Annotated in this window: 25 protein-coding genes; 11 read left to right on the forward strand and 14 right to left on the reverse strand. The window is 43.5% G+C overall.

Annotated features, from left to right (window positions below):
* Nucleotides 1-57 precede the first annotated feature (57 nt).
* A complete protein-coding gene (locus tag DS891_RS05555; RefSeq protein WP_174169125.1) occupies nucleotides 58-1,431 on the reverse strand; it encodes an MATE family efflux transporter in 1,374 nt (457 codons plus the stop codon).
* Between the two features lie 95 nt (nucleotides 1,432-1,526).
* Here DS891_RS05555 and DS891_RS05560 point away from each other — a divergent pair, with 95 nt between their 5' ends.
* A complete protein-coding gene (locus tag DS891_RS05560) occupies nucleotides 1,527-2,399 on the forward strand; it encodes a LysR family transcriptional regulator (protein ID WP_174169126.1) in 873 nt (290 codons plus the stop codon).
* Nucleotides 2,400-2,612: 213 nt separating this feature from the next.
* On the forward strand, nucleotides 2,613-3,122 hold the full coding sequence (locus tag DS891_RS05565) for a hypothetical protein (protein ID WP_174169127.1): 510 nt from the start codon (nucleotides 2,613-2,615) through the stop codon (nucleotides 3,120-3,122).
* 62 nt (nucleotides 3,123-3,184) lie between these two features.
* On the opposite strand, the gene DS891_RS05570 is transcribed toward DS891_RS05565, so the two are convergent.
* Nucleotides 3,185-3,421, reverse strand: a complete 237-nt coding sequence (locus DS891_RS05570) for a helix-hairpin-helix domain-containing protein (RefSeq protein WP_010605577.1) — start codon at nucleotides 3,419-3,421, stop codon at nucleotides 3,185-3,187.
* A 37-nt stretch (nucleotides 3,422-3,458) separates the two neighbouring features.
* Nucleotides 3,459-3,878 (reverse strand): nuclear transport factor 2 family protein, encoded by a 420-nt coding sequence (locus DS891_RS05575; RefSeq protein ID WP_174169128.1) that lies wholly within the window; start codon nucleotides 3,876-3,878, stop codon nucleotides 3,459-3,461.
* 368 nt (nucleotides 3,879-4,246) lie between these two features.
* Here DS891_RS05575 and DS891_RS05580 point away from each other — a divergent pair, with 368 nt between their 5' ends.
* The gene (locus DS891_RS05580; RefSeq protein WP_029215811.1) at nucleotides 4,247-4,738 is read left to right on the forward strand and encodes a GNAT family N-acetyltransferase; all 492 of its coding nucleotides are present in this window, start codon (nucleotides 4,247-4,249) and stop codon (nucleotides 4,736-4,738) included.
* Between the two features lie 85 nt (nucleotides 4,739-4,823).
* Here DS891_RS05580 and DS891_RS05585 read toward each other — a convergent pair whose 3' ends face one another.
* Nucleotides 4,824-5,579, reverse strand: a complete 756-nt coding sequence (locus DS891_RS05585) for a DeoR/GlpR family DNA-binding transcription regulator (RefSeq protein WP_010605574.1) — start codon at nucleotides 5,577-5,579, stop codon at nucleotides 4,824-4,826.
* 144 nt (nucleotides 5,580-5,723) lie between these two features.
* On the opposite strand from DS891_RS05585, the gene DS891_RS05590 reads away from it, so the two are divergent.
* Together DS891_RS05590 and DS891_RS05595 are read left to right on the forward strand one after the other, a co-directional pair.
* A complete protein-coding gene (locus DS891_RS05590) occupies nucleotides 5,724-6,371 on the forward strand; it encodes an HAD-IA family hydrolase (RefSeq protein WP_174169129.1) in 648 nt (215 codons plus the stop codon).
* Nucleotides 6,368-6,655 (forward strand): hypothetical protein, encoded by a 288-nt coding sequence (locus tag DS891_RS05595; protein ID WP_019647463.1) that lies wholly within the window; start codon nucleotides 6,368-6,370, stop codon nucleotides 6,653-6,655. The genes DS891_RS05590 and DS891_RS05595 overlap by 4 nt, the downstream gene beginning before the upstream one ends.
* 214 nt (nucleotides 6,656-6,869) lie before the next feature.
* Here the strand turns inward: DS891_RS05595 and DS891_RS05600 are convergent, their stop codons facing one another.
* The 6 genes from DS891_RS05600 to DS891_RS05625 all read right to left on the reverse strand — a co-directional run bounded on the left by DS891_RS05600 (nucleotide 6,870) and on the right by DS891_RS05625 (nucleotide 13,628).
* Nucleotides 6,870-7,340 (reverse strand): RES family NAD+ phosphorylase, encoded by a 471-nt coding sequence (locus tag DS891_RS05600; RefSeq protein WP_174169130.1) that lies wholly within the window; start codon nucleotides 7,338-7,340, stop codon nucleotides 6,870-6,872.
* Nucleotides 7,340-7,792: an antitoxin Xre/MbcA/ParS toxin-binding domain-containing protein gene (locus DS891_RS05605; protein WP_010376128.1), complete on the reverse strand. Its 453-nt coding sequence runs from the start codon at nucleotides 7,790-7,792 to the stop codon at nucleotides 7,340-7,342. Before DS891_RS05605 ends, DS891_RS05600 begins: the two co-directional genes overlap by 1 nt.
* A gap of 365 nt (nucleotides 7,793-8,157) precedes the next feature.
* On the reverse strand, nucleotides 8,158-11,319 hold the full coding sequence (locus tag DS891_RS05610) for an EAL domain-containing protein (RefSeq protein WP_174169131.1): 3,162 nt from the start codon (nucleotides 11,317-11,319) through the stop codon (nucleotides 8,158-8,160).
* Nucleotides 11,316-12,266 carry a cytochrome-c peroxidase gene (locus DS891_RS05615; RefSeq protein ID WP_174169132.1) on the reverse strand — a complete coding sequence of 317 codons (951 nt, stop codon included), beginning with the start codon at nucleotides 12,264-12,266 and terminating at the stop codon, nucleotides 11,316-11,318. The genes DS891_RS05610 and DS891_RS05615 overlap by 4 nt, the downstream gene beginning before the upstream one ends.
* Before the next feature lie 102 nt (nucleotides 12,267-12,368).
* A complete protein-coding gene (locus DS891_RS05620) occupies nucleotides 12,369-12,941 on the reverse strand; it encodes an NAD(P)H-dependent oxidoreductase (protein WP_174169133.1) in 573 nt (190 codons plus the stop codon).
* Nucleotides 12,942-13,268: 327 nt separating this feature from the next.
* Nucleotides 13,269-13,628 (reverse strand): MerR family transcriptional regulator, encoded by a 360-nt coding sequence (locus DS891_RS05625; RefSeq protein ID WP_102058166.1) that lies wholly within the window; start codon nucleotides 13,626-13,628, stop codon nucleotides 13,269-13,271.
* A gap of 112 nt (nucleotides 13,629-13,740) precedes the next feature.
* Here DS891_RS05625 and DS891_RS05630 point away from each other — a divergent pair, with 112 nt between their 5' ends.
* The 3 genes from DS891_RS05630 (at nucleotide 13,741) to DS891_RS05640 (ending at nucleotide 15,291) form a co-directional block, all read left to right on the forward strand.
* Nucleotides 13,741-14,376: a glutathione S-transferase family protein gene (locus DS891_RS05630; protein WP_174169134.1), complete on the forward strand. Its 636-nt coding sequence runs from the start codon at nucleotides 13,741-13,743 to the stop codon at nucleotides 14,374-14,376.
* Between the two features lie 25 nt (nucleotides 14,377-14,401).
* Nucleotides 14,402-14,770, forward strand: coding sequence for a nuclear transport factor 2 family protein (locus DS891_RS05635; RefSeq protein ID WP_010605566.1), 369 nt, complete (start codon nucleotides 14,402-14,404; stop codon nucleotides 14,768-14,770).
* A gap of 146 nt (nucleotides 14,771-14,916) precedes the next feature.
* Nucleotides 14,917-15,291: a PH domain-containing protein gene (locus DS891_RS05640; protein WP_010605565.1), complete on the forward strand. Its 375-nt coding sequence runs from the start codon at nucleotides 14,917-14,919 to the stop codon at nucleotides 15,289-15,291.
* 297 nt (nucleotides 15,292-15,588) lie between these two features.
* Here the strand turns inward: DS891_RS05640 and DS891_RS05645 are convergent, their stop codons facing one another.
* Nucleotides 15,589-17,718 (reverse strand): winged helix-turn-helix domain-containing protein, encoded by a 2,130-nt coding sequence (locus DS891_RS05645; RefSeq protein WP_174169135.1) that lies wholly within the window; start codon nucleotides 17,716-17,718, stop codon nucleotides 15,589-15,591.
* A gap of 315 nt (nucleotides 17,719-18,033) precedes the next feature.
* On the opposite strand from DS891_RS05645, the gene DS891_RS05650 reads away from it, so the two are divergent.
* The 3 genes from DS891_RS05650 (at nucleotide 18,034) to DS891_RS05660 (ending at nucleotide 21,532) form a co-directional block, all read left to right on the forward strand.
* Nucleotides 18,034-18,642: a hypothetical protein gene (locus DS891_RS05650; RefSeq protein ID WP_174169136.1), complete on the forward strand. Its 609-nt coding sequence runs from the start codon at nucleotides 18,034-18,036 to the stop codon at nucleotides 18,640-18,642.
* A gap of 38 nt (nucleotides 18,643-18,680) precedes the next feature.
* The gene (locus DS891_RS05655) at nucleotides 18,681-19,436 is read left to right on the forward strand and encodes a DUF3307 domain-containing protein (RefSeq protein ID WP_174169137.1); all 756 of its coding nucleotides are present in this window, start codon (nucleotides 18,681-18,683) and stop codon (nucleotides 19,434-19,436) included.
* Nucleotides 19,437-19,999: 563 nt separating this feature from the next.
* A complete protein-coding gene (locus DS891_RS05660) occupies nucleotides 20,000-21,532 on the forward strand; it encodes an ATP-binding cassette domain-containing protein (protein WP_254605717.1) in 1,533 nt (510 codons plus the stop codon).
* 132 nt (nucleotides 21,533-21,664) lie between these two features.
* Here DS891_RS05660 and DS891_RS05665 read toward each other — a convergent pair whose 3' ends face one another.
* From DS891_RS05665 to DS891_RS05675, 3 genes are read right to left on the reverse strand one after another with little or no spacing between them, the layout of a single operon-like run.
* Entirely contained in the window at nucleotides 21,665-22,492 is an 828-nt protein-coding gene (locus DS891_RS05665) for a DUF4198 domain-containing protein (RefSeq protein WP_010605557.1), read from the reverse strand.
* Nucleotides 22,493-22,494: 2 nt separating this feature from the next.
* Nucleotides 22,495-23,586, reverse strand: a complete 1,092-nt coding sequence (locus tag DS891_RS05670; protein ID WP_174169138.1) for a PepSY-associated TM helix domain-containing protein — start codon at nucleotides 23,584-23,586, stop codon at nucleotides 22,495-22,497.
* Nucleotides 23,586-25,580 (reverse strand): ligand-gated channel protein, encoded by a 1,995-nt coding sequence (locus DS891_RS05675; protein ID WP_174169392.1) that lies wholly within the window; start codon nucleotides 25,578-25,580, stop codon nucleotides 23,586-23,588. The genes DS891_RS05670 and DS891_RS05675 overlap by 1 nt, the downstream gene beginning before the upstream one ends.
* Between the last annotated feature and the right edge of the window lie 83 nt (nucleotides 25,581-25,663).

Raw genomic sequence — 25,663 nt, forward strand, 5'->3', positions numbered from 1 at the left:
ACGTACGCCAAAGATAACCCTAAGAAGGCGCTTAAAATAAGCGCCTGCAGTATGCAACTAAGCGCACAGCTTATCACCTGACGTAGCTTCCATATCTGCATGCTTTAACTGATATAAATCACGCCAAAGCAGAGGGATGATAATAACGGTTAACGTGATGTTTGAGATAGGCACCGCAAGCCACACCCCATCAACACCAAACCAGAAGGGCAATAAATATAAAAACGGCAATTGCACCAACATGTTTCCAAGTGAAATAACCAACGCTTTACCGCCTTTACCTACCGCAACAAAGTACATCGAGGTAAGAAATATAAAACCATCCATGAATAACGTGGATAGATGCAGCTGCAAACCACGCTCGGCCGCGTTGAGCAAAGCAAAATCCTCACTGAAGAGCCCAAGTACATCCTTCGGAAACAGATAAAACATAGTTACCATCATCACACCAAAACCCAAGCTCACTTTGAGCGCCAGCTTAAACATAGTGTGAATGCGCTGGTAAAGGCCTGCTCCATAATAATAACTGATAGGCGGCTGGACACCATTCGCTACGCCTTCTGCGATAAAATAGTAAATAACGCCAAGGTAACCAACCACAGCGAAGGCCGCCACCTCAACTTCACTGGCAAATATCAGCAACTGCTTGTTATGTAACGCAACGATAAAGCCAAAATACAAAAACATCACCAATCCTGCTGCGCCTTGCTTTAGTATTTCTAGGGCTAGGGGCTGATTAAACGCACCTTTGGGTTTATTTTCTTCACCAGAAGTGAGTAAAAAGTAGAGCGCTGCAAGTGCGACTATCCCTTGTGAAATCAGCGTAGCAAGTGCAGCACCGGGAAGTTGCCATTGCATTTCCACAATCATGAAATAATCGAGCACTATGTTGCCGAGCGCCCCTACAATCAGCAAAGCCGTTGCCATTTCTGGTTTACCATTGTTTCTTAGTAGTAACGGCAACGCACCTGCCGCAATGGTAACTCCAGCTCCCCAATTCAATACCTGCAAATAGGCCAAACTGGAATGTAAAAGCTCACCCGATGCACCTTGAAGCTCAAGCAAAGTAGGTCCGAATAATACAAGGACAGTCATTGCAACCACAGTCAAGATAGCGATGAGCCAAAAGCTAGTGCCCATCAGCTGCTGCACATCGGTATTGTCGCCAGCGCCACGATAAATCGACAGCAAACTGCCAGATCCCATCCCGATTAAAACGCCAAAACCAATAATGATCCCTATAATGGGCCAAGCAAGGTTTACAGCAGCCAACCCCTGAGCACCAAGGTAGTGACCAATAAAAATACCATCGACGATTTGGTACAATCCATTGACCATCATTGCGACAACGGCAGGGATGGTATAACGCCAAAAAGTGCGGGTAACGTTGGTGTCTTTTGTGGGGGTTTTGCTCGCTGAATCTAACAGCATGATGAAATCCTTAAGCAAGAAAAAACCGTTATTATCCTTGTAATTGAGATTGGTAAAAGTTAGTATCCATCCGAAATTCGGATAGGTTAATCATTATGCATTGGACACTCGATCAACTTGAAGCCTTTGTTACCGCCGTCAGGTTGGGGTCATTTTCAGCTGCAGCAAGACACTTGGGGAAGGCACAATCTCGGGTCAGCACCGCAATTGCCAATTTGGAAGCCGATCTAGGTTTTGCACTTTTTGACCGCTCCGCCAGACTGCCAGTGTTAAATCAAGCTGGTCTCGATCTGTTTAAAGAAGCTGAAGCGGTGCTCATGCAGTGTCAGCGCCTGCAATCAAGAGCCAATTCTCTTAATAGTGGCGAAGAGGTGTCTCTCACTGTTGCCATGGATGAAGCAGTGCCCATCATCGCATTTGAATCATTGTTTGAACGATTAGCTCAGCAATTTCCGCTATTAAAATTAGCCATTATTAATGGTTCCCAAGACGACATTGCACAATGGGTGAGCGCAAAAAGGGCAGAAATAGGCATTTTATTTCACCAAAAACCATTGCCAGAATCGCTGGATTTCACCTCAATTAGCAGCTTTAAACAAATCTTGATCTGCTCCCCTCACCACCCGCTTGCACAACATCCAGCCCCGAGTATTGAAGAGCTAAATCGACATCGGCAGCTCGTAATACGCGACCGCATTGGTAATACTCAGTCACAAGCCATATCTACAAGCCACTGGCATATTGACAGTTACTATTACATCATGGGTTTAGCTATTAGAGGGGTTGGTTGGGCATTAGTACCTGAACATGTTGTCAACACGCCATGGTACATGAACGAACTGGTCGAGCTATCAACCGAACATATTCCTAACCCGCTGGTCGTGGAAATGGGTATCGTGCAACGCAGAGATCAAAGCAAAGGGCCTATCGTGCGATGGCTATACAACGAAACAGCAAGCTTATTTTGACTAAACGTACACTGTCAATTTAAAGCCATATTGGCTCTGCATAGGCTGGTATTTTTTCTACACTGGTGGTTAAATTAACCTGTTTTGGATAAATTACCTTTTAGCAAACGCCAGTAACAAAAGTTCACATTTACATAGTAGAGTGGAATTAATACTGAGAACAAATATAGGAGCACGTAGTCTTAGCATTTAAGACCGCAGTTAGGATACATTATGTTTGATAAAAATACGCTTATTGAAGCTTACGAAAACGTTTTAATTACACTTATTAAAAAGCGCATCAACGAACTAAAATTTTATGTAAATCAAAGCGCTTATTCTCATATGTCGTTATCTGTTGAGTTTTGGCATTACGATGTAAATTGGAATATCTATAGCCTGCCAGAAAGCCGTTTTGAACAACATAAAAACGTTGCCTCAGACGAGTTTATCATCTTATCTGACTTTGAAGATGACTGCGCAGAAGTCAGTAAACTGAGAGACATTTTCGAGAGCTGGGAAGATATAGAACTCATTGAAGACGAGGACGAGAATATGGACCTGTTGTTCAAGCTTTCTCATGAAGCACTCGCCAAGGCGCTATGCGGAAACGCAGTAAAACCACTATTGTTAGACATCTTTGCTGAAAATAAGGCATTAAAAAACAAACCGCTTAACGAGCTTATCAAAGTAGAAGATCCGGACGGACGTTTCGACCTCAACTTTGTAGAAACTGTTGCTTAGTAAGCCTAGATAATATGTTTACCAGACTACTTTAAATAAGCCCCGTAAAGGGGCTTTACACGCTAGTTCATCTTACGTGCTTTCGTGATTGCAGCTTGAATGGCAGCTTTGGCCTGCGGGCTGTTTTTCCAACAAGTTGTTTGCAACATAGAAGCGACCCGCTCAGCTATTTCTTCAACTTCATAAGTCGCAAGTTCGCTCAAACTGCAAATACCGATTTCTTCAAAACGCTTTATCACCGTTGGGCCGACTCCCTTGAGTGCGAGTAAGGTATTTTTTTCACTTTCAGAGAAAACCATAATTCAGCTATCCTTTTCTTTATCAAAACGCTCAACATTAGCGCGATAATATTGAAATTCTATCACTATCTTGGCTTGAGAAGTCTGGATCAACATAAATATGCATTCTTGTGATCAAGTTATCAGAGAATTCGAACACACTACAAAAACGGCCAGATGAAATTTGATTATCAGGCCAGTGCGTACCATCACGCATCACATCGCCTTCGCGCCCTTCAACAACAACAGTTTTTCCAGACACAATGAAATTAAAATGCGCAATATCGTGCCAAATGCTGTTGAGTGAGCTGCCAATTTTATCGCCAAACTCAAGTAATGCTTGCTTACCAACAGCGTCACCAAACTTTGGAAAAAAGAAAGTCACTTCATCATGAAATAGGTCTAAATAGCTTGAATCTCCAACATCAATCTTTTTAAAGTACTCAGTCACCAATTCAATTAAGGTATTTTTATCCATCGTTTTTTCTTCCTAATCCTTTGCAATTAATTTGTAATCTCACTCTCTTTATTAGGGCAAACAAAATAAAAACAATATAGGTAACCTGAACTTAGATATTTTAGTAACTTAACTAACTTCTTATCCCGAGTTCAGGTTAGGTAATCTCAGTTGAAGAATTTGCGGTGCAAGGCTTGAAGTTAGTATTGTGCATTCCTCGTCTAAAATAATTAACGTTATTTAATGCAATCAAAATACGCAAAATAAAGTCCGATGACGACAATCAACCCCAGCTTACTTTTCTCTACACAAAGCACGCATTGTATACCTCGAAAGGGAATGGTAACTTATTGATGAATTTACGTTTAAATTTATTGAAAGAGAGCTCAATGTTCAAACTAAGACCGTTCCAAGCCAATGATGTTGACAATATGGTCGTGATTTTGAACGATCCCGATGTCGTTCGGTATTTATCAACAAAAATTCCGCAACCTTACACCGAGCAAGATGCCATGTGGTGGGTAAATGAAGGCAGTAAACAAGGCTATGTTCGGGCGATTTGCGATGGTCAGCAGCTTATCGGCTGTATAGGTGTTAACCCTGGCGGGTTTGAATATGAGCGTTCTGGTGAAATAGGCTATTGGCTCGCAAAAAGCCATTGGCGTAAAGGAATTACTCATAAAGCCATTTTACACATTACGTCAGAGGTATTTAACGAGACCAATATTGAACGGATCTTTGCCGCAGTATTTGACGACAATCATGCATCAATGAAGCTACTAGAGAAGTCAGGTTTTGAGCAAGAAGCGGTGTTAAAACGCGCCATATTCAAAAATGAACGTTTCTATAACAATCATATTTTTACCTTATTAAAACCTTAGATATGTAGCTGTTTAGCTCGACCGTAAGTCGGCTACCCTAGCTGCTAAGTAGCCGATATAAACTTGTTAACCTAATGCAACTAACCTAGACCAAAGTAAGCGCTATCTCTAGCGACTCAATCTGCTTTTTTAAGCTTGGATTGATTTCTTCATCGGTAATAATTGTGTCAATTTCGTTAGCTGTAACAATCTGATAAGTAGCGACTTTATCTAGTTTATGACTCGGTCCCATAATCACAGTGTGGTCGCTCTGACGAATAGTAGCAGAAAGGATCTCCGCTTCTTCTATATAGCTCGCGCTAAAACCGTGGTGAATATGGAACGAGCAAATCCCCATAAAAACAATATCAAAACGGATCCGTTTCACCATTTCGATCGCCGTCATGCCTACCACCCGCATTGCTGGTTTAAACATAGGGCCGCCTAATACAATCACATCCACCAGCGAATGATAGGCCAACTCTTTGGCGATCAGTGGACAACCCGTAACCACAGTCAACGGCATATTTTTAGGTAAGTGTTGTGCTAAATAACGGCACGTCTCGCCAGAATCAATCACTATCGTTTGTCCAGGCACGAGCATCGCTAAGGCAGGTTCAATATAACGAATTTTACTGGTATCGGGTTTATCTAAACGCTCGATATAGTCAGGAGTATTATCCTGCAGCGCTAAAGCGCCACCATGAACACGCCGCAGGAGCTTAAGCTCAGCCAGTTTGTTTAAATCCCGACGGATTGTGTCTTCGCTCACATCAAGTGTTTGCGCTAAGGACACTGAGGTGATCCGCCCTTGTAAATTAAGCTGATCGAGAATGAATTGATGACGTTCTGCCAATAGCATTGCATGTTCCTGCATATTTTTGCGTAATTTTACTTGAAAAAGATCGAGATACAAGCGTATTATTTGCACATACATGCATGATAAAGCCGGTTTAATATCAATAAACGCCTGTTTATGCATGAAACATTATCATAAGGAGTAAAAATGGCACTTAATTCACTCAACCTGAACCATTATCAGGGATTGATATTCGATATGGATGGCACACTTGTTGATTCTGAAGTTGCAGTTCGACAGGCCGTCGCGCCTTGGTGTGAGAAACATCATGTCAATTTGGAAATGGTATTAACAACGGGCCGAGGTGCACGTTTCAAAGACTTTATAGAACAATTTACTCCGCATTTAGATAGCCAGCATGAAGTCGAGCTGTTGGAACAAGCTGAAGCCAACCTTGCCCATACCGTAGCAGCCATTCCTGGAGCTAAATCGTTTTTAAGCGAAATAAAAGCACAGCAACGCAAATGGGCCATTGCAACTTCTGCAAATCGCCACAATGCAATTGCACGACTCACCACAGCAGGTTTACCTATTCCTAAAATATTAATTACCGCAGATGATGTTGGGCAAGGTAAGCCTCACCCTGAGCCATTTTTATTGGCGGCCAAACGATTGGGAGTGGCAGCCTCTAAATGTCTTGCATTTGAAGACTCAGATCAAGGGGTAAGATCCGCACTTAGCGCAGGCTGTGACGTAGTCGTGGTTAACCGATTTTGCACAATTCACCACGACCATATTGTTGCCCGTATCAATCACTATCAGGATATCTACTTATCAGAGGAAGTAAGCGAATGAAAACATGGCTGACAGGCTTTTATCAAACGAAAGATACCTACTGGGATTTCGCCGGTGTATTCTTCGGCGGTATCGGTTTTATCGCATTATTCGGCCAGCTACTCAGCGAACTTGAGCGCCAAGGCCCAACCAACTTGTCCTTTACGTTTTTAATCGGGTATGTGTTGGTGTTTAGTTTTTGGCTGATGTATGGGCTGAGATTTCAGCGAATGGCAATCATTGTTACCAATGTACTTTGCCTACTTTTACAGATCTTAATTTTACTAACTGCAATTTTGCGTTGAGTAGTTGGCAAAGGAGAGAACCTTTCAATAAAAAGGGAGGGTGGGTGAGTGCCTACCCAAGAAATCACCGATAAAATGTTTAAAAATGGTGAATAAGAAATATAGGATACATTTTGATATCAGCGACTGAGGGCTAGATTACCTTATTACCTCACAAAGCTAGCTTATTAATACTTGTATTGACTAAACTATTCTTTTGGCAAGTTTTACGTGACTATTTAAAAATTCGAGGATCAAATCCAGACTCAAGTTTCTCATGGTTTTTAAAACTTGCTTTCATTGCAGGGTGATTCGGGTTAACAACATAGTTTTTATCTCTTGGTGAAATGGTTGATGGAACCTGTAGGGCAGCGTATTGAGGCTTTACTGCATTTAGAAACTCATCACCAATTTCCTGTGTTTCTTCACCTGCAGGAATGCTTCTCCAAGTTTTAGGTAAATCCTCTTCGTCAAGCTTTACAATAAGTTCATCAGGCACCTTTATACAGTAAAGATCGTATTGATCTACTATCTTTGGATCATTATTTACATGCACAAATACTTCTAGAGAGCACAGCGACTCTGATTCAGCGAAATACAAAGCTTCTGTTCCCTTAGAGTTCCATCTACCGCCATATAGCTTCGCACCTTCGGGACTAAAAGGCGTGTCCGCAAACTTTTTTTGAGTTAAACGGTAAAGCTTCATTATGAGAAAACCCCGTGTTTAATTCTTCCTATAAGGTCCTTTACAATCTCAAAGTCCACCGTAGTTGACACCATATCGAGCGGTCTCTTGCCACTCAATCCATAGACATTTTCACGAATCCATTCTAATGCTCTTTTCTCATCATTGAATAACTCGGTAGCTAACTTGATTAACATAGCCAACCTATAAATCGCGTCGCTTTCTTGGGTGCTAAAGCGTTCTTCATTTTTAAGTCGGCGCTTGATAGTGCTAACAGGTATATGAGTTACGGTGTGAAATTCATTTTGAGAAAGCTTTGTCATTTCTATAATATTGCGATACACCTTTGGCTTGAACCCCTGATGTACCGCTTCTGTCCGCGCTATATTTGCGTCTTCAATTCCAAGACTAATCCAAAAGTTTGTTTTGCTACTACGCTTGGGCTTGAAGCTTTTTAATTGGGCTGTAGCCATCCTACCTCTCTCATTTTTTCGGCTCATATGACCTAATAACATTGGCTCAAATGAGCTGCATATGCAAACGATAAATTACACCGAACTGTTGAGATATCGTACTGATAGCTTATATGGTGCGAGCAAAGAGCATAATTGCTATGAGTTAAAAATAGGCATAGGCGACGTTGTTTGCTTCATTCTCTATGTAGGTTCAAAAGAATGGACGAGAAGTGGATAAATAAAACAGAGGTAGATTATTTATTGCTAGACTTCCGATATAAGGAGAAAAGTCCTGAATGATATGTCTGTAATAACTGAGCAAAAGCTAGCATGTAAGATCAGACACCACGAACCCTCACCAAATACAACCCAAGCCACACACTTCAATCCAACCACAGTTTGGGAGGTATTCGCTCCGATGCAATGGCAAATTGCTCAACCCAGTCGATTAATCCTTCAACCGCCATTGGTTTGGCATAAAAGTATCCTTGTACATACTGACAACCAAGGTCTTTTAAGCAATCTAGTTGTCCTTGTTGCTCTACGCCTTCGGCTATCACTTTGAGCGATAAACTCTCCGCCATCGACAAAATCGCGTTGACCAAAACGGCAGCATCTTGGTTTTGATCTATATCTTGAATAAAACCTCGGTCGATCTTTAATATATTGATGGGGAAGCGTTTAAGATAGCTAAGAGAAGAGTAGCCAGTGCCAAAATCGTCGATTGCTAAGTTGACTCCCGTTGCCCGTAGGCTTTGAAGCCAAGCAGTTACGGCTTTATCATCTTCAAGTAAGATGCTTTCTGTGATTTCAAGCGTTAGATTTTCTGGAAGAAAGCCTGATTGCTGTATGATTTGTTTAATGGTAGTGGCGTTAAAGCCAAGTCGATATTGCTGACTCGAGACATTTACCGTCAAATAACAATTCATGCCAAGTGCTTTATTTAATCTGCGAATATCATTACATGCCTTAGCAAGTAACCACTCACCAAGAGGAGCAATAAGACCGCTTTCTTCAGCGACAGGAATAAATTCAGCAGGAGAAATATACTGGCCGAAATCAGTTGGCCAGCGCATGAGCGCCTCGACACCATATAATTTACCCGACACCGTATCGACAATAGGTTGGTAATGTACGGTTAAGCGCTGATGTTCAAGCGCAGCTCGGAGCAGCTGCTCCAGCTCAACTCGCCGATTCACCTGTTGCTGCATTTCTTGAGCAAAAAAGTGATACTGATTGCGTCCCGCTTCTTTTGCTTTATACATGGCTAAATCGGCAAGTCGTAATAACTCTTTTTGATCTTTTGCATCACTTGGTAAAATCGCGATCCCGATGCTTGCCCCCGTAAATACCTCAAAGCCGTTGATCACAAATGGTTCGCTCAGTGCTTTGACAATTTTATCGGCTACTTGAGCAGCATGATCCGGATGCGCAATTTGGCTCAATAACAATACAAATTCATCTCCACCAAAGCGGCTCAAGGTATCGCTTTTACGCAGCAGGCCGTTTAAGCGCTTAGCTACGGAGATAAGTAAGGCATCTCCGGCCTCGTGACCCATGGTGTCATTGACACGCTTAAACCTATCTAAATCAATAAATAACACTGCACTTTGATGATGAGTACGGCTCATGCGTTTAATATCTTGCTCAATGCGCTCAAGTAATAGCGTTCTATTCGGCAGTCCGGTCAACACATCGTAATAGGCTTGATATTCAATCTGCTCTTCTTGCGCTTTGCGCTCGGTCATATCAGACAATATAGCAACGTATTGCTGCACCAGCCCTTTGTCATCATGCACGACACTGATTGCTAGCCACTCTGGATATAAAGTACCGTCTTTACGCTTGTTCCAGATCTCACTTGCCCACTGTCCGTGCGAGTTGAGGGTGCTCCACATCTGCTCATAAAAATGTTTGTCATGCTTACCTGAACTTAAAATATTAGGTCGTTGACCGAGCACTTCATGTTCTTCGTATCCAGTAATTTTGGTGAAAGCTGGATTGACCGCGGTGATCTCAAGTTTTGCGTTGGTGGTCATGATCCCTTCTTGCGTTGCATTAAATACCGCCGCTGCGGTTTTAAGCTGTGCACTTGCGCTTTTTTGTGCAGTGATATCTTCTTTGATCGCAATAAAGTTAATGATTTCCCCTTGCTGGTTTTTAATCGGGGAAATAGACGCGTACTCCCAATAGTAATCTCCAGACTTACGGCGATTGTAAAACTCACCACGCCAGACTTTGCCTTGTTTGATGGTTTGCCACAGCGTTTTGTAGTCGGTAAATCCTTGTTTGGAGCCTAGTACTTTGGGTGTTTGTCCTTTCACATCCTCAAGTGAATACCCAGTAACTTGTTCAAACTTAGGGTTAACGTATTCAATGCGAGCACGAGGATCGGTGATCACAATAGAAGAGGGGCTTTGCTCAATGGCATGGCCCCACTTGCGAAGCTCTTCTTCCGCTTGTTTAAAAAGGGAAACATTAACACTCACAAACACTTGGCCATTGTTGTGTGTATTCGTTTGTTTTACCTGTAACCAAGCGCCAGATTCGGTTTGATGCAAATTGGCGTCGGAGTTAAAAATTTCTCCAAACTGCTGCTGCCACTCTTCTAACTTGCGTGGCATTTTTTCGCTATCGGCAATTGCAAAATGATTACGCCAAGCACTGTTACAGAGCAGCAAATTGCCACTGCGACTAAAAAGAGCAAAGCCTTCGGTTAAACGCGCAACGGCATCAGACAAAGTTTGGCTGGTGCTCAGAATTTTATTTTTGGCCACATAAAGCCGATTTGCAAACACAATCAAGAGCAAAAATAGCACAATGGTCAGCAGTAAAAGCAATTCACTTTGATGCTTGGTTTTTTCTATGGTTTCACTGTGATGCTGGCTATATGCCGCGTAAAGGGCTGAAAAAGCTTGATCACTCGGCAAAGACAAAAAGCGTTGTTTTGCCTTTTTTAATTCTGCACTGTTAGCAAGCGCGACGTTAAAATGCTGATAGATAAGCTGCTCTAAGCCACTTTCAGAGTTGATGGTCAGTAAAGGCTCTGCGACAAATTCATAGAGCTGACCCAACATTAAATTAGCAAGCATTCTATTGGCGTGGGTTGCCAGTTCGGGCTCACTCTGCTCCAGCTCGATTAGCAACTCGGGGAGATAAAGCAGGCTGTTTCTAATATTTGCTGCCGCTGTTTTAATGGATTCGACTTGCAATACTTTATTGCTGAGTAGCTGACGATAGGCATTAAATTGCTGTCGAATATCGGGCGTGGCTTCTGCAAATAATGCATCTCGCTGTGGTGTATTCAAAGCGTCGATTGCATGTGCTAATCGCGCTAACTCATCATATTGATTGAGCTGTGCACTAAGCATTTGTAACACCGCGGCATCCAGTTTGGCATCAATACTCTTGGCTTCAAAGAGCAGGGTAACTCGTGCTTGGTGTGTTTGACTGCTGAGCTCTTGTTGCGAGTAAAAATACGCAAACAGCGCAATTGGCGCGCACAGCAGTAACGCTTGCACACCAATGAAGGCCTTATTCTTCATTCGTGGTTTTCCAAATCCATTTCGTGGTGATGTCCTGCTAGGCTGTCAATAAAGGCAACTAGCTTGTTTATATCGGAGTCTGAGATATTACGACCAAGTTGGTATTTGGCCATGGTCGCAACGGCGGATTCTAGGCTGCTATGACTAGCATCGTGAAAAAAGTATGCTTGTTTGCTAGCAAGTCGCAAGCTCGGTACTTTGAACACAAAGCGATCTTGCTCATTGCCAGTTACATTAAATCGACCATAATCCGCTTTTTGAATTGGTGTATTTCTATCGCCAAAATAATCACCAAAGGTGCCCATTTTGGCAAACATATTGCCACCAACATTGCGCCCTTGATGACAGCTAATGCAACCATACCGTTTAAATAACTCATAACCGGCAATAGCCGACTTAGGTAATCCTATGCTGTTATCCTTAAGCCATAAATCAAACGGTGCATTAAGCGTGATTAACGACCCTTCAAAAGTCGCTATTGCGTCTTTTACCGTGTGTTTCGTTACGCCCTGCGAGTACACTTTAGTAAATTGCGCGACCAGCGTTTTATCTTGATTTAACTTGGCAACGACTTCTGGCCAAGTCATATCATGCTCTTTTGGGTTTAAGATGGGTGAGTCGATTTGATCATAAAGCGATTGCGCACGGCCATCCCAAGCTTGACGAATATTTAAAGCCACATTGTAAACAGTTGGAGTTTTTAGCTCACCGAGTGCGCCATTAACGCCACTGGAAAGGGGCTTTACATCCGCGCCATGACTGGGTAATTGGTGACATGACGCACAGCTGACTTGGTTTCCTCGAGAAAGCCGCTTATCAAAAAAAAGTGATCTGCCCAAGCTGACTTTATCGGCATCAAGCCCTATTGCAGGCTCAAGTGGCAGAATTGGCTCATTTGCAGCTCCCAATAATGGAAACGCAAAAAGTAATAAACTCCAAATTCGCATACACTCCGCCCAAGTTGCCATCTTGGTGTAAAAGATAGCAACATTCGGCATTGCAAATTTTGATTTAAAATAAGCTTAGCAATAGAAGTTATGTGTTTTTATTCACTCACCCCGCACGGCTAGACTTGTCACTTCACTCAGCCAGTTATCAATTACCTCAGGCGTTGCTAAGTGCACAGGGCCAAATAGCGTATGTTGAGTTGGCTCTATACCACAAAATCCCAATGTCCCATGTTCTAGCTGAGCCATAAGCCCAGCAGCAACTTCTTCCAAATAAGTTTGCGGCGTGTCTGAGGTGAGAATGACTCTTGCGGTTTTATGCGGTAGAAGCTTTTCAATTTCAGTGCCGGCCTCACTGTATTTAAAAGCAAAGCCTGGAAGTAATGCTCTATCTATTAGCCCTTTGAGCTTGGCTGGTAACGCCAACCACCAAATTGGGCTTACTATCACAATGTGCTGCGCCCACAGTAAGTTCTCTTGGAATTGCTTAAGGCATGGCTCTAATGGTTGGCTCGCTTCATAACCATACATCAAATTGATTTCAAAGTGCATCTCACTAAGATCCATTCTGCGTACTTGATGTTGGGTGTTTGCAGCTTGCTCATAACTTGTGGTGATAGCGTGGCACAGGCCTTTGGTTTTGGGGTTACCGTTTAGTAGCAGTATTTTTTTCATCGTCGTTTCCTTATCACATGACTGAGAAACGAGTGTACTGTCTCCCCTTAACGGGAGAGTCAAGTTACTCTACCTAAGACTAGGATAACCTGAGCTGCGGATAATTAATGCCTTTCTAGCAGCCAGTTTTAGCGCTAACTGCGTTAAATTCACTTCCAATAGCCAGCTATTGGTGCGTAAATTCGCCTTGCCTACAGGATGTAGGTACCTTAGCGAGAGCAGGACGCGGAAGCGGTGTTTTCCCTAAATCTTGCTGGCTAGACAAGGAAAAAACTAAGTTGTGCTTTAGCAACAATGAGTTGGAACATTCCTTATCCAAACCTCAGGTTAGGATAGTTTTATCTGTGGACATTCATCAAGTGATGCGATGCAATGTTCAATACGTTGTATTTTTTGCTGAAGCTGCGCAACTTGCTCTATGCAGGATGCTTTGAGTTCGACTAAAAATGTGTTGATTTCGACCCAGTTGACTTGCCGCCCTTTAATTTCAATCACTTGCTGTAATTGCTTAATCGACACACCGAGCGATTTTGCTTCTTTTATTAATAACAGCAGATCGACATCTACTTGAGAATAGACGCGATATTTACCAACACGCTCCGGGGTAGGAATAAGCCCTTTTTCTTCATAAAAGCGAATGGCCTTGACTGACAGCCCAGTTTGCTTCGACAGCTTGCCAATATACATTTTTGATTCTCCCAGCTAAAAGCAAAATAACGGTTTACAGCCTCCATAAAAGTTGCAACCATCTAATACCAATTGCACGCTAACAAAAAGTATCGTCAAGGAATAGCAAAAGATGTATCAGTTGTTTTACTACCCTCGTAATGCCAGTTGGGCACCACATCTCGTACTTGAGCACCTACAACTAGAAAAAGAACTGCTCTTGGTCGATAGAAAAACGCAACAACAAAAGTCTGCGACCTATTTAGAACTCAATCCTACAGGACGGATCCCGACATTGGTCGACGGTGACCAAATCATCTTTGAGAGTGCAGCAATTTGTTTGCATTTGTGCGAAAAGCACCCTGAAGGAAAACTTATCCCAGCGCCAGCAACCCCACAGAGAGCCACGTTTTATCAGTGGCTTTTTTATTTAACCACGACGGTTCAGCCAGAACTCATGTTGTATTTCTATCCTGAAAAATATCAGCTGTCACCAGAGAGCAGCAAGACCATGTCTCAAGCCGCTGAGCAACGAGTCAGCGGCATGTTTGCACTTATCGACAAGCAGTTAGCAACAAACACCTACTTAGTTGGTGAACAGCTCACGCTTTGTGATTATTATTTATTTATGCTGGCCCATTGGGCAAGTGGGTTTAATACTGCGCCAAAAGACTATGCACATTTGGGCCGATTTATGCGAATGATGGCACAGCAAAAAGTGGTAAAAAGAGTGTGCGAAATTGAACAAACCGATCTAAATTTTTATTAGCATCCATTACACCAAGGAGGAAAAAATGGAAACCTTAGTGAAAAACTATATCTCTGCCTACAATCATTTTGATATTCCGGGAATGCTAGCTCAGCTCACGGATGATGTCGTGTTTGAGAATCTTGCCAATGGTGAAATTACAACGCGTACAACCAGTAAAATGGAATTTGCAGAATTAGCAAATCAGTCTGCTAAGTTATTTTCAGAACGCAATCAATCTTTAACCGCTGCCACGCAAGACAATGATCTGTTTATTGTTCATGTAACCTACAAAGCTAAATTAGCCCAAGACTTAGCCAATGGCATGAAAGCAGGACAAAGCATCTCCTTGCAAGGCCGCTCAGAGTTTGCGTTCCGCGATGGCAAAATTTGTTTAATAAGAGATATAAGCTAACTCCTTACTCCAAACTCAGGTTATTTATTTGGCAAAATCAGCGCGCTTTTCTATGCTGGTTTTGCACTTTCATCATTAATTCATTTCGACCTAAGCACTATCTTGAGATCAGCCTAAGACGAATTGAAATAAAACGGAGAACAACAATGGGACTATTAAGTGGTCTGCTCGGTAATGCAAGCGAAGTAGACAGTAGCGAAGTAGATAAGTTATTAGCAGATACATTAATTGCTGGAGAAGAAGTTGCACAAGCTTACAAGGTGATCCGCGACTTGTTTATTTTTACCAACAAGCGTCTAATTTTAATCGACAAGCAAGGCATGACGGGCAGCAAAGTAGAAATGCTCAGCATTCCGTATAGCAAAATCACAAAATACAGCAAAGAATCTGCGGGTCACTTCGACCTTGATGCGGAATTAAAAATCTGGATTGGCTCAGACCCAACACCAATTAGTAAAGAATTTAAAGCGGGCGACAATATCAACCAAGTATATCAGATCATTTCACAATATTGTTTATAGCCGCGCTTGCTGTAAAAAGGCACATGCGTGTTGTGCCTTTCTTTTCAGTAAGTAAATTAAGTTGGTTTTCGCTCTGCACGCAGGCAAAAAACCGCAGAAAAGAGCAAGGAAACAAATACTTGATTCCAAAAGTTAGAGACAAAGGGATCAGCTACAAACTGAGATGCAATATGCCAAATACTGAGGTTTAGCAGAAAACCAAGTACAAACCCATAGCCTTTGTATTGTGCGAGCAACTGCCCTAGCTCTTACCTAAAACGCTGATATTGAGCTAATTTGCTCATTTTGATACTCCAGTTATTGATTCGCAACCGTAAGCTCTACCACTTCTTTCTTAGCCGATATTCGATTTATCAAAAGCACATCGTTGTCGTTAATGTCGGTGAGATAGTCGACACTGGTAGGCACTTCGCCGAGTATGGTAAACGACGTTTTGTCTAAATCATAGGACCAAAGTTGATTGTCTTCATTGACGCCATATATCCCATTGCCGCGCATTACAAAAGATTTTCCTCTGCCGCCTTGATTGTTTAGTGCACTGATCCGCTGAGGTTCAACAGCGCCTATTTGCCAAAACTGATCAAGTCTATCCTTATACACAACTTTACCGTGTTCACTTTCAAGTGCCCACAGCACAGGTTGCTGCGTCAATATTTGAAACGATTGTTGAGCAAAATCATAAGCAGCTAACTTCATTTCTCCCTTTACCCTAATCTGTGTTAGTGCACGTTGTGTTGCACTTTTCCATTGATATAAGCGTAAAACAGGGTAGGCGTGCGGGTAAGATGTCAAGCTACCATCTAAAGCAATTTGTGTCAGTACACCACTGGCACTGACCAATATGCTTTGGCCATCCTCAGCCCAGTGGATCCCACGAATAAAAGTATCTAACGGGAAGTTAGTCAGTTGTCGCGTGTTATTGCCATCGCTTAGCCACACCTGTTCAGTACCTGAGCGTTCCGACCAAAATGCCACTAAGTCTCCATCAGGCTGAAAAACAGCCTGATCTTCACCAAGGTTGGTTCGTGCAAAGCTGGTGTATGTTTGAGCGCCTTGTGCTAACTGTGTCAGTGGTAATTTTACGATATCACCGTCGTAAGGTCCTTTGATCATCAGTATACTTTTGCCATCAGGGCGAAATTCAGGCTGCCTCATTCGATCCGAAAACGGCAATTGAATTTTACTCACAAGCCCGTCATAAGTCAGACTAAATAGCTGACGTCCGGTACTAAAAATCAATTGCTGGTTGAGTGGGTCAAAACTTGGGTAGATATCGTGAAATTTAGTAATTTCCGGCGGCCGCTGGATCTGATGACTAGAGAGCAACTCACCGTCAGGTTTTAGCATATCGATATAATGTAGGCCATCGGCATGAATACTACTGACCGCGATTAAATCATCTTGAGGAGAATAGGCGTAATCAATCAACGTCCCGTCTTCTACGATATAAAGATCGACACCGCTTTCGCCGTCAATGGAGTAATTGATCAGCTTCCAGCGCTCGCCTTGTTTTTGCTTCAATACCACATTGCCATCGTTCAGCCAGATAGGCTTATCAACCACCGAGTTTTTACACTGGAGAATAACTTTTGGCTGCTGAGGGCTTTCCAATGCCTTAGTAAAATCGAGAGTTACAAGGTCGTAGCAGCGCTTTTGTGTAACTGGTTCGCCACTACAAGCGTCGGTGGCCAAAAACAGCAACTGCTCACCATCTTTTGAGAAACTATGCCTGCCGTATGCTCCAAAGCGCTCTGTGAGTAGGATCTCTTGCTGGGTATCCGCCTTTTTAGCCCATATCTTATTATCGCAAAACTTATCTAAATAGCGATGAAAAACAATGTACTGACCATCTGGGGAATAGCTTGCATCAAATTCTTTGTCGTCAGTTGCGGTCAATGAGCGCAAAGTATCAAAGAACAGTGGTGAAGGTTTTTTGGTGGAAAAATATTGATAGCCAATAGCCCCAAGCAAAATAGTGAAGGCGAGTAAAACAAACACATAAAGGTGTTTATTCCAACTTTGATTGAGGTGCTTATCTTGTTGCATTTCAGGTTCAGGGATTGGCATCACCTCGAGTTGCGGCTCAGCATTCGTCAGCTCGCTCGTTTGCCCTCCCCAACGTACTTCACACTCTAAGCTATACCCTTTTTTAGCATGCGTTTGGATGTAAGCTTGCACCTTACCATCATCCCCAAGCGCCTTTCTCAATTGCGCAATACTACGCTGCAAAGTATTAGGAGAGACCACGGTATCTGGCCATACTGTATCAAGCAAAGTATCAAGACTCATCACTTTGCCTTGATTCTGAGCCAAGCAAGTGAGCACCGCCAGAGCCTTTGGTGCAAGCGTTTGACATTCACCTTGGTGTGAAATCTGGTTACGTGATAAATCGACAAAAAAATCACCAACCCAATATTGTTCTACCATAAATCCCCAGTATGCCTAGCGCACGCGCTAACAATGCCAATTATTATAATTATCAGTATAAGGATAAACAGGGTAAAAATAAACAAAATCAAAAACTTAAGCTTTAGCGACCTGTAAGATTAAGGACAGTTAATAAACGTCTATTTCTCACATATGCGGGAGCTTTGTCTACCTCCATACCTGCGTTCGCTTTGGTAAAATACTACCAAAGCGAACAAACCTTAGCGACTGCTTGCTTTTTATCCAGCTTCATACCAAAATCAATGTAACCAATATCAGTTACTTATTTAAATGTAACCAAATTAAGTTACCTTTATGGCATCAATACCTCAAGGTGCGGTGATCACAGCAGACATTGTCGGCTCACAGTCACTGTCACAATTACAACTTACAAGGCTGCAAAGCGAGTTAAAGGATTACTTAGCTGAAATAGCGACTGTGGAACAGGGCTATTATAGTTTTTACCGCGGCGACGGCTTTCAGCTTGTGTTGCCAGATGCTACGAAACTGTTCAATGTGGCATTACAGCTAAGATTGTTTTTAATTAGCCGACATAGCGATGCCAGACTCAGCCTCGCGATCGGTGACGTTAATATCACAGCAGCAGATTTATCAACCGCGACAGGTGCTGCGCTGGTACTTGCGGGCCGAGGGTTGGACGCAATTGGACAAGCAAGACTCAGGTATAACAATGACAGTAATGCCCACTTTGCACTAAATCTGGCATTTGTGGATTTATTACTTTCGAACTTAACCCAAAAACAAGCAGAGGCCGCTTTTATTCATATTTCACACCCTAAGTTGAGCCATGCCGATATTGCAAAACAACTCAACACCAGTCGGGTGAACGTAACTAAATTACTCAATAGCGCACACTATGCTTTATTAGACCAATTTTTAGCAATTGCACGCTCACACCAATAGTCGAATGCTCAACACTTAAATATCACGAGGTGGACTTAATGAACGAATGGCAAGTATTGTTATTGTGGTTAGTAATAGGCCACACAATCACTGACTTTTACCTCCAACCTATGAGCTGGGTGCATGACAGAAATACCCGTCACTATAAGTCCATCAAGTTGTTGTGGCATAGTGTCGCGCATGGCGGGGCTGCACTTGCAATCATCCTACTTTGGCAGTCGACTTTGTTTTGGGGAGCACAGTGGAATGCGCTGCTCTTTGCGCTAGCGGTAGGTATTAGCCACTATTGTATCGACTTAGCTAAATCCTATTCTAGCAAAGGCGTTATTCCTTTTGTGCTAGATCAATGTGCACATATTGCCATATTAGTGGCCGTCACTTGGCACATTGCTGAGCCTGAAATTGCGCTCAGTGCCTTTGCAAAGCCTTTTGCTAATGTCCAGCTGCTAATATTGGTTGTGGGCTATTTAATGGTATTGCATCCTGCATCGATATTCACCAGCATGCTGCTTGAGCGTTGGCAACTCAATAATTCAGCTCTTGATAGCCTGCCGCAAGCAGGAAGTTTAATTGGTCAACTTGAACGTGTATTACTACTGAGCTGCATGTTACTGGATAGCTGGGCTGCTATCGGCTTTATTCTCGCTGCTAAATCGGTATTTCGCTTTGGCGATCTAACCCAAAGCCAAGACAGAAAGCTCACCGAATACGTGATGTTGGGCACGCTTGTCAGTGTGTTGCTGGCCCTCGTGGTCGGCGTCTTAATCAAACCATTTATGCCCATTCAATTGTAATTTAATCAATTCCGTGCCTTGACATTTAATCTAGGGCCTGTGTATCTTTCAAGTTTATTTTTGCAGCAGTTTGATTGGTATTTATACAAGGCAGAGCCTGCGTAGCATAGTTATTCTATGTGAGTCAGGCGATAACACAGTAGAAATGCTAATCAAGCGCTGCCCTTTGGGTTCACCTGAGTGCGCTTTGTTCATTGTTGCTCAACTTTTGCCTAGATTACTAGGCGGCAAGTCGAGCGTCGCGACCAAAACACACTCAGGAGAACAAAAGTCAAACAGCAAAGATCAACAGGCCCTTGTGCCTGCAAAATAAACGTAGGCACGATTTATCGCTAATTATTTGCCTCTATTCGTTTTATTTCCTCATTAGGAGTTGCCATCACAATGAATAACTAAGCCCTTTGTAACTGACGAACTTATTATTAATTTCCAGTGCAAGGCTTATGGTTATCTTTGAGGCTTCTCAGACCAATCTATAGACTCTCATTTTCTATTTTACTTTTTACCGCTTTTACGAGTCTTTGTGCCTTTAGCCTTTTGCACTGCTGCAACTAGGAGCATTAATGATGCCTTGGATACAGGTAAAGCAAGCAAACTTGACGCTTGCAAATGGTCAATGTTTATTTAGCGATTTCGACTTAACAATAGAGCGGCAATTTATTGCGATAACGGGCCCAAATGGGGCGGGCAAATCACACTTACTCAAAGTCTTATCCGGTGAACAGCCTCTAACCTCGGGCGAGCGACAAAGCCATGGAAAATGCTTCTATCTCCCACAAGATGCGACTAACCGCTTTACCACCATTTCTGAACTACTCGGGCTTAAAGAGAAGCTAGTAGCACTGCATCGAGCCCATCAGGGGTTAGCCTCTGAGCACGATTTTGACTTAATCTCAGATGATTGGCAGTTAGAATCAAGTTGGCAAGCAACACTTGCACCGCTAGAACTCACTTTGGAAACCCCCTTTACAAGGCTTAGTCCAGGAGAGCGAATGCGTGTTTATATTGAGATACTACAATCTCAGCCTGCAATCCTATTACTGGATGAGCCGAGTAACCACATGGACAGCGTCAATAAGCACTGGCTAGCTGAGCAGCTAAAGCACCACAAACATGGTGTGGTTGCCGTCACACACGATCCTATTTTATTGGATGCAGCCGACCATATACTGCACATAAAACAGGGGGAGCTAACTCATCACTCGCTTGGATTTGACGCCTTCAGAGAGACACTCCTTCAAACTCAAGCTCGACAAAAACAACAACATTTGGCAAATCGCGCAGCACAAAAAGCACTTAAACAAGCCATGATTGCAGCGGTTCTGCAACATCAACGGCAGGCCAGTAAAGGAAAAGCACAAGTGCGCGCTGGTAGCCAAAGTAAACTAGTTACTGACTTTAAGTCAGACAGAGGAAGTAAGCGTCATGCCGGACAAACCCATAAAATTCAGCAAGCTCAAGATAGGGTTAAGAAAAATGCAGTTTACTATCGAGAAGACAAACAGCAGTTTCATTTTAATTCAGCTCTGCGAGCGAAAGAAAAGATCCGCTTATGCGAAGCCGAATTGTGCTTTGGACCAGAAAAGACAGTGAACCTTTTTGCGGATACAACACAAAAGCTCAGGATAATTGGAGAAAATGGCATCGGAAAATCGACCTTGCTTAAAACCCTTGCAGGTAAGCTAGAGTTAAAGCGCGGAGAAATTCAGCGCCCTACAACATCTGTTTACTTAGATCAGCACTGCGCTTGGCTTGAACAGGGCCCTTGCGTTTTAGACATTGCCGAGCGCTTACTTGACACGCCACATCAAAATATAATCACCAGTTTTGCAAGCGTTGGTCTGAGTCTAGATAAGATTTCAGGACCTATCACGAGTCTCAGTGGTGGCGAGAGAATGAAAGCGGCCATCGTTCTGGCCGTGCAAACGCAAGGCTTTTTACTGCTTGACGAACCAGATAACCATCTCGACCTTGAAGCACAAGAAGAGCTTGCTGCCATGCTCAATCAGCTTCCTTGTGGATTTATACTGGTCTCTCACAATGAGTATTTTTGCAGTCAGCTTACCAACATAAAAGTTCTACCGCTGCGTGATTAATAGTCATAGAAGGAAGAAAAGGGGGAGGAAGGAACGCCTCCCCCTTTGGGCACTTAGTGGCGTCTCTGTTATGACCACTAAATTAAATGGGCTGAGACGACTGCACGTCTCAAACCACATGGGGACGATGGGTTAAAGCGGTAATACCTCAAGGGTAGTGACATAGCTGCCGGCACGCTTTGTGGCGGGTGCTTGTGCTTTGTCGTCTTCATATTCCACTTCAAACCAATACATGCCTGGCTCAGATAGTGTTAGCGTCACTTCACCTTTGGCATTCGTTGTATATTTGCTTGGTTGACTGTTATCACGGTACTTTTCATCCTGACGTACCACTATCACTTCTGCACCCTTTGCAGGCTCACCATCCATCGTATACTGCAAGGTAATTGGTTCACCGGTGTACAAATCATTAGGGTGAGTAACCGGGTTTAGTTCTAGCCCTTTGCCGGTTGGCTTAAGCGCGGTATTATTTGGTGCGCCCAAAGTTACAAATACTTCTAATCGTCTTGCAACGTCGGTCACACTTAAATCTTTTGCCGTTTTTGGTACTTCTTTGTTAAAGGCTTCTACTGAACCAACTTTGCCGCGTCCTGGCCAGTAATGCTTTTCACCGTTTTCATCAGTCCAGCGCGCCACCAGCGAGCGACTTTGATTAAACACTTTGTAAGTGCCTTGCTGATTGAGCTCAATGTCAAACACACTGCGATACTTAAGTTTTGCGGCGTTCTTAAGCTCAACCTTGCTACCAGAAGGAGACAGTGCAGATAGACGCTCTAGTGGATAAGCATAATGATCTGGGTTAAAGATCCCGTTGGCGATGGCAGCATCAAACGTGATCCATTCGCTGTCACCAGATACCACGGTGGTACTTGGCTTTATCCATACTCGGTGTGCTTCACTTAACGGGCTATATGCGGCTAAGGCAACTAAGACACCAGAAACTAACGTTGAAATTTTCACGATTAAGGCTCCATTGTTAAAATTGTTGTAGCGAGTTCAGATTTACCTTCTGCAATCACAGTGACAGGCGCAGTGATAGGTAAGGTCACTGGCAGTTTCAATACTTCACGACCTCCAAGCTCACGAGCAGCCTCTACAAACAGCGTGTACTCACCCGCAGGTAAAGCTTTAAACTCATCGCGCCAAGGGGTTAAATCAATCTTTGCCGTACCTGGACGCCTTGTCGCACCAGTCACGCCATCTACAGGCATGGATAAGCTACGACCGCTTCTACGCCACCAAAGGCGTAAGTCTTTTAGCCACTTTTCACCCTCTTTATCGGCCATGTTAACGTCATACCAAACGGCAATATCGGCAACTCGCTGTTGTTTGCTGTCTGCCAGCCATACTGCTACATAAGGTGGGTGATATTCCGCAACGTTTAAGCGCGGGATAGTGATTTCAACTTCATCAGCTTTAGCGTGCGCGGGTACCATCAGCACTAAAGCAGGTAATACAAAGCCTGCTGCTACGAGCGGCCAAGTCGACTTTCTTCCTCGAGAATGCTTGTATAAAAGCCATAACCCTGTGAGTGAAAACACTACACAAGCTACTGAAAACACATCAATAAACATACGCCATGCAAATCCTGTATTACGTCCTTTGTGAAGATCGTTAAGGTATGATACCCAACCACGATCCGTGATCTCTTGATAAAACTCACCGCTATCAAGGGCGATGCTAAACCAGCCATCGCCACCAGCTCTTGGCAGCGCAACATACAATTCGTACTCACTCCACTGCACTTGCTGTAGTGCAGGTAACGCCGAGCCTGTGTGTGACTGATACCAAGATTGAAAGCTGTGTGGCAGCGCTGTTTGCTCTGCCGCCGCGTTAAGCTGGGTCAACAAAGCGCTTGGCAGCACCGCTTCTTTAGCATATGTAGTAGGTGCAGCTTCTATCTGGCTTGCGTGATTTAAGGTGATCCCAGTCACGGCAAACAGCAGCATTCCCACCAAACACACGGCAGAGCTCATCCAATGCCAAGTGCGCCAATCAAACAGCTTTTTAAGTCGCCGATTCGACGACTTAGCCGCTGAGCGAGCTCGTGTCATTAAAAGCTCCACGCCAATGAAGCCCAATAGCGACGACCATCTTCAAAGTAGCCGTATTCTGCTTCAGTAATTTCTTCATCGAAGAGGTTGTAAATCCCAAATCCAAGCTTAATTGCTTCGTTCAGTTGATAATTTGCACCTAAATCAGTTAGGTTATACGAAGGTGCGACTAAGCTACTTTGCGAAGGCCCTGTTACAGGCTGGCTTTCTTCACCACGATAATGGAAGCGTAACCACGTGCTCAGCTCATCCGAATACTGATAATTAAGCGAAGTTTGGAACAAATGTTTAGGTAACTGGTTTAATGGGCTACCAGCATACACTCCGGTTTTTTGCTCCGAATCTGTGTAGGTATAGTTTGCGCTAAGCTTTAGTTTTTCCGTCAATTGACCCGAGAAGCTAATTTCACCACCTTGGGTTACGGCTTCATCAACGTTGACATAGGTTGTCGGTAACGAGCCAAACTCGTTAGGGCCGTCCGTGCATTGAGTTAGTGGGCACGAAACCCGTGAAATTTTATCATCAAACTCGTTATAGAATACCGTTGCTGAGGTGCTGATCCCTTTAGCAAGCTCAACGTATACACCTACCTCGTAATTAATTGAGGTTTCAGGGCTTAACTCTGGATTTCCATAAATATTGCCACCACGACTCACTTGGCCCCACGCCGCAGTACTTTGACGCAAGTTCGGCGCTCTAAAGCCGGTTGAGATCCCACCTTTAACCGTCACCGCCTCTGATGCAGTATAAACACCGTATAAGCGCGGGCTAACGTGGCCGCCAAAGTTACCGTCTTTGTCGTAGCGTAGGCCCATAGTCAGGGCAAATGGCTCAACGATGCGCCACTCATCCTCAGCAAATACCGACCACTGATCGTTGTCAACTTGCTGCAAATCACTAATGCGGTTACTGGTTTTGTCGGTCAAATCTTCATTAAGATAGGCAACACCTATTGAGCTAGTATGAGACTCGCCAAGCGGTAACGTCCAAAGAGACTGGAAGTCTACGTTTTTGACCGTCATCTCGCGGGATTTATTATCAAACTCTTCATGTTTTAGGTAACTACGAGAGCTACCAAATGACCAATAACCGTTATGCGTCAAAGAGATTGACTCACTATCGTATTCGGTTGTAGTGGACTCAGGACAACCACGGCGGCCACACGGCTCACCTGGCGCAAGCGGTGCTACCGTTTTACCTAGCGTGGCATCAAGCGTTTGTGAAGCAATACCATAATCCAATAACCATTCGTGTTCATCTGATGGTGTATAGGCCAGTTTTACCTTCAGCGTATCTGCATCGCGACCTCTAAAGCCAGACACGATTTCGTCTTCATCTCTGTGCGTAGTTTGACCGTAAATTTGTACCCCTAAGGTATCTTTGATTAGCGAGCCTGCTGCAAAGAAATTAGCCTGATAAATATCACCTGAGCGACTGTTTTCTTGGCTGGTGGCGTCAACTCTGACTTCTCCATGCCACTCGTCAGGCGTTTTTTTAGTGATAATGTTAATTACGCCACCAATTGCATCAGAGCCATACAGCGAAGACATAGGCCCGCGTACAACTTCGATACGTTCGATGGCAGCAACAGGAGGCGTCCATGCACCTTCAACACCTGGACCGTCACTATTTGGCCGAGTCTCACGCGAACTTTGTCTTTGCCCGTCGACTAAGATAAGCGTGTACTGACTGCCCATGCCGCGAAGGCTAATATCTTCCCTGTCTCCGCCTCCAGTTACTACAACTCCGGGAACATCTGTCATGGCATCAGTAAGGTCTCGATAAAAGCGCTGCTGTAGCTCCTCTTGGTTGATAACGCTAACAGACGCCGGCGCATTTTTTAGCAGTTGCTCAAATCCAGAAGCGGATACGACGATCACTTCCATCTCTTCTTTTATTTCTGATTTTGCATCACTTTGTGCAAGTGAGGAAAAAGGCAGGGCAGCTGCAACAGCTAAAGAGAGTGGCGCCAAACTACGACAGGCCATCAACATCGAGAAACCTCCATGATAGAATACAAGATAAATAACAATTATTTTCATTTGTAATGTTATGATGATTGCGTATTTTGGAGCAA

This window comes from Pseudoalteromonas sp. JC28, assembly GCF_013319255.1.
GTDB lineage: Bacteria > Pseudomonadota > Gammaproteobacteria > Enterobacterales > Alteromonadaceae > Pseudoalteromonas.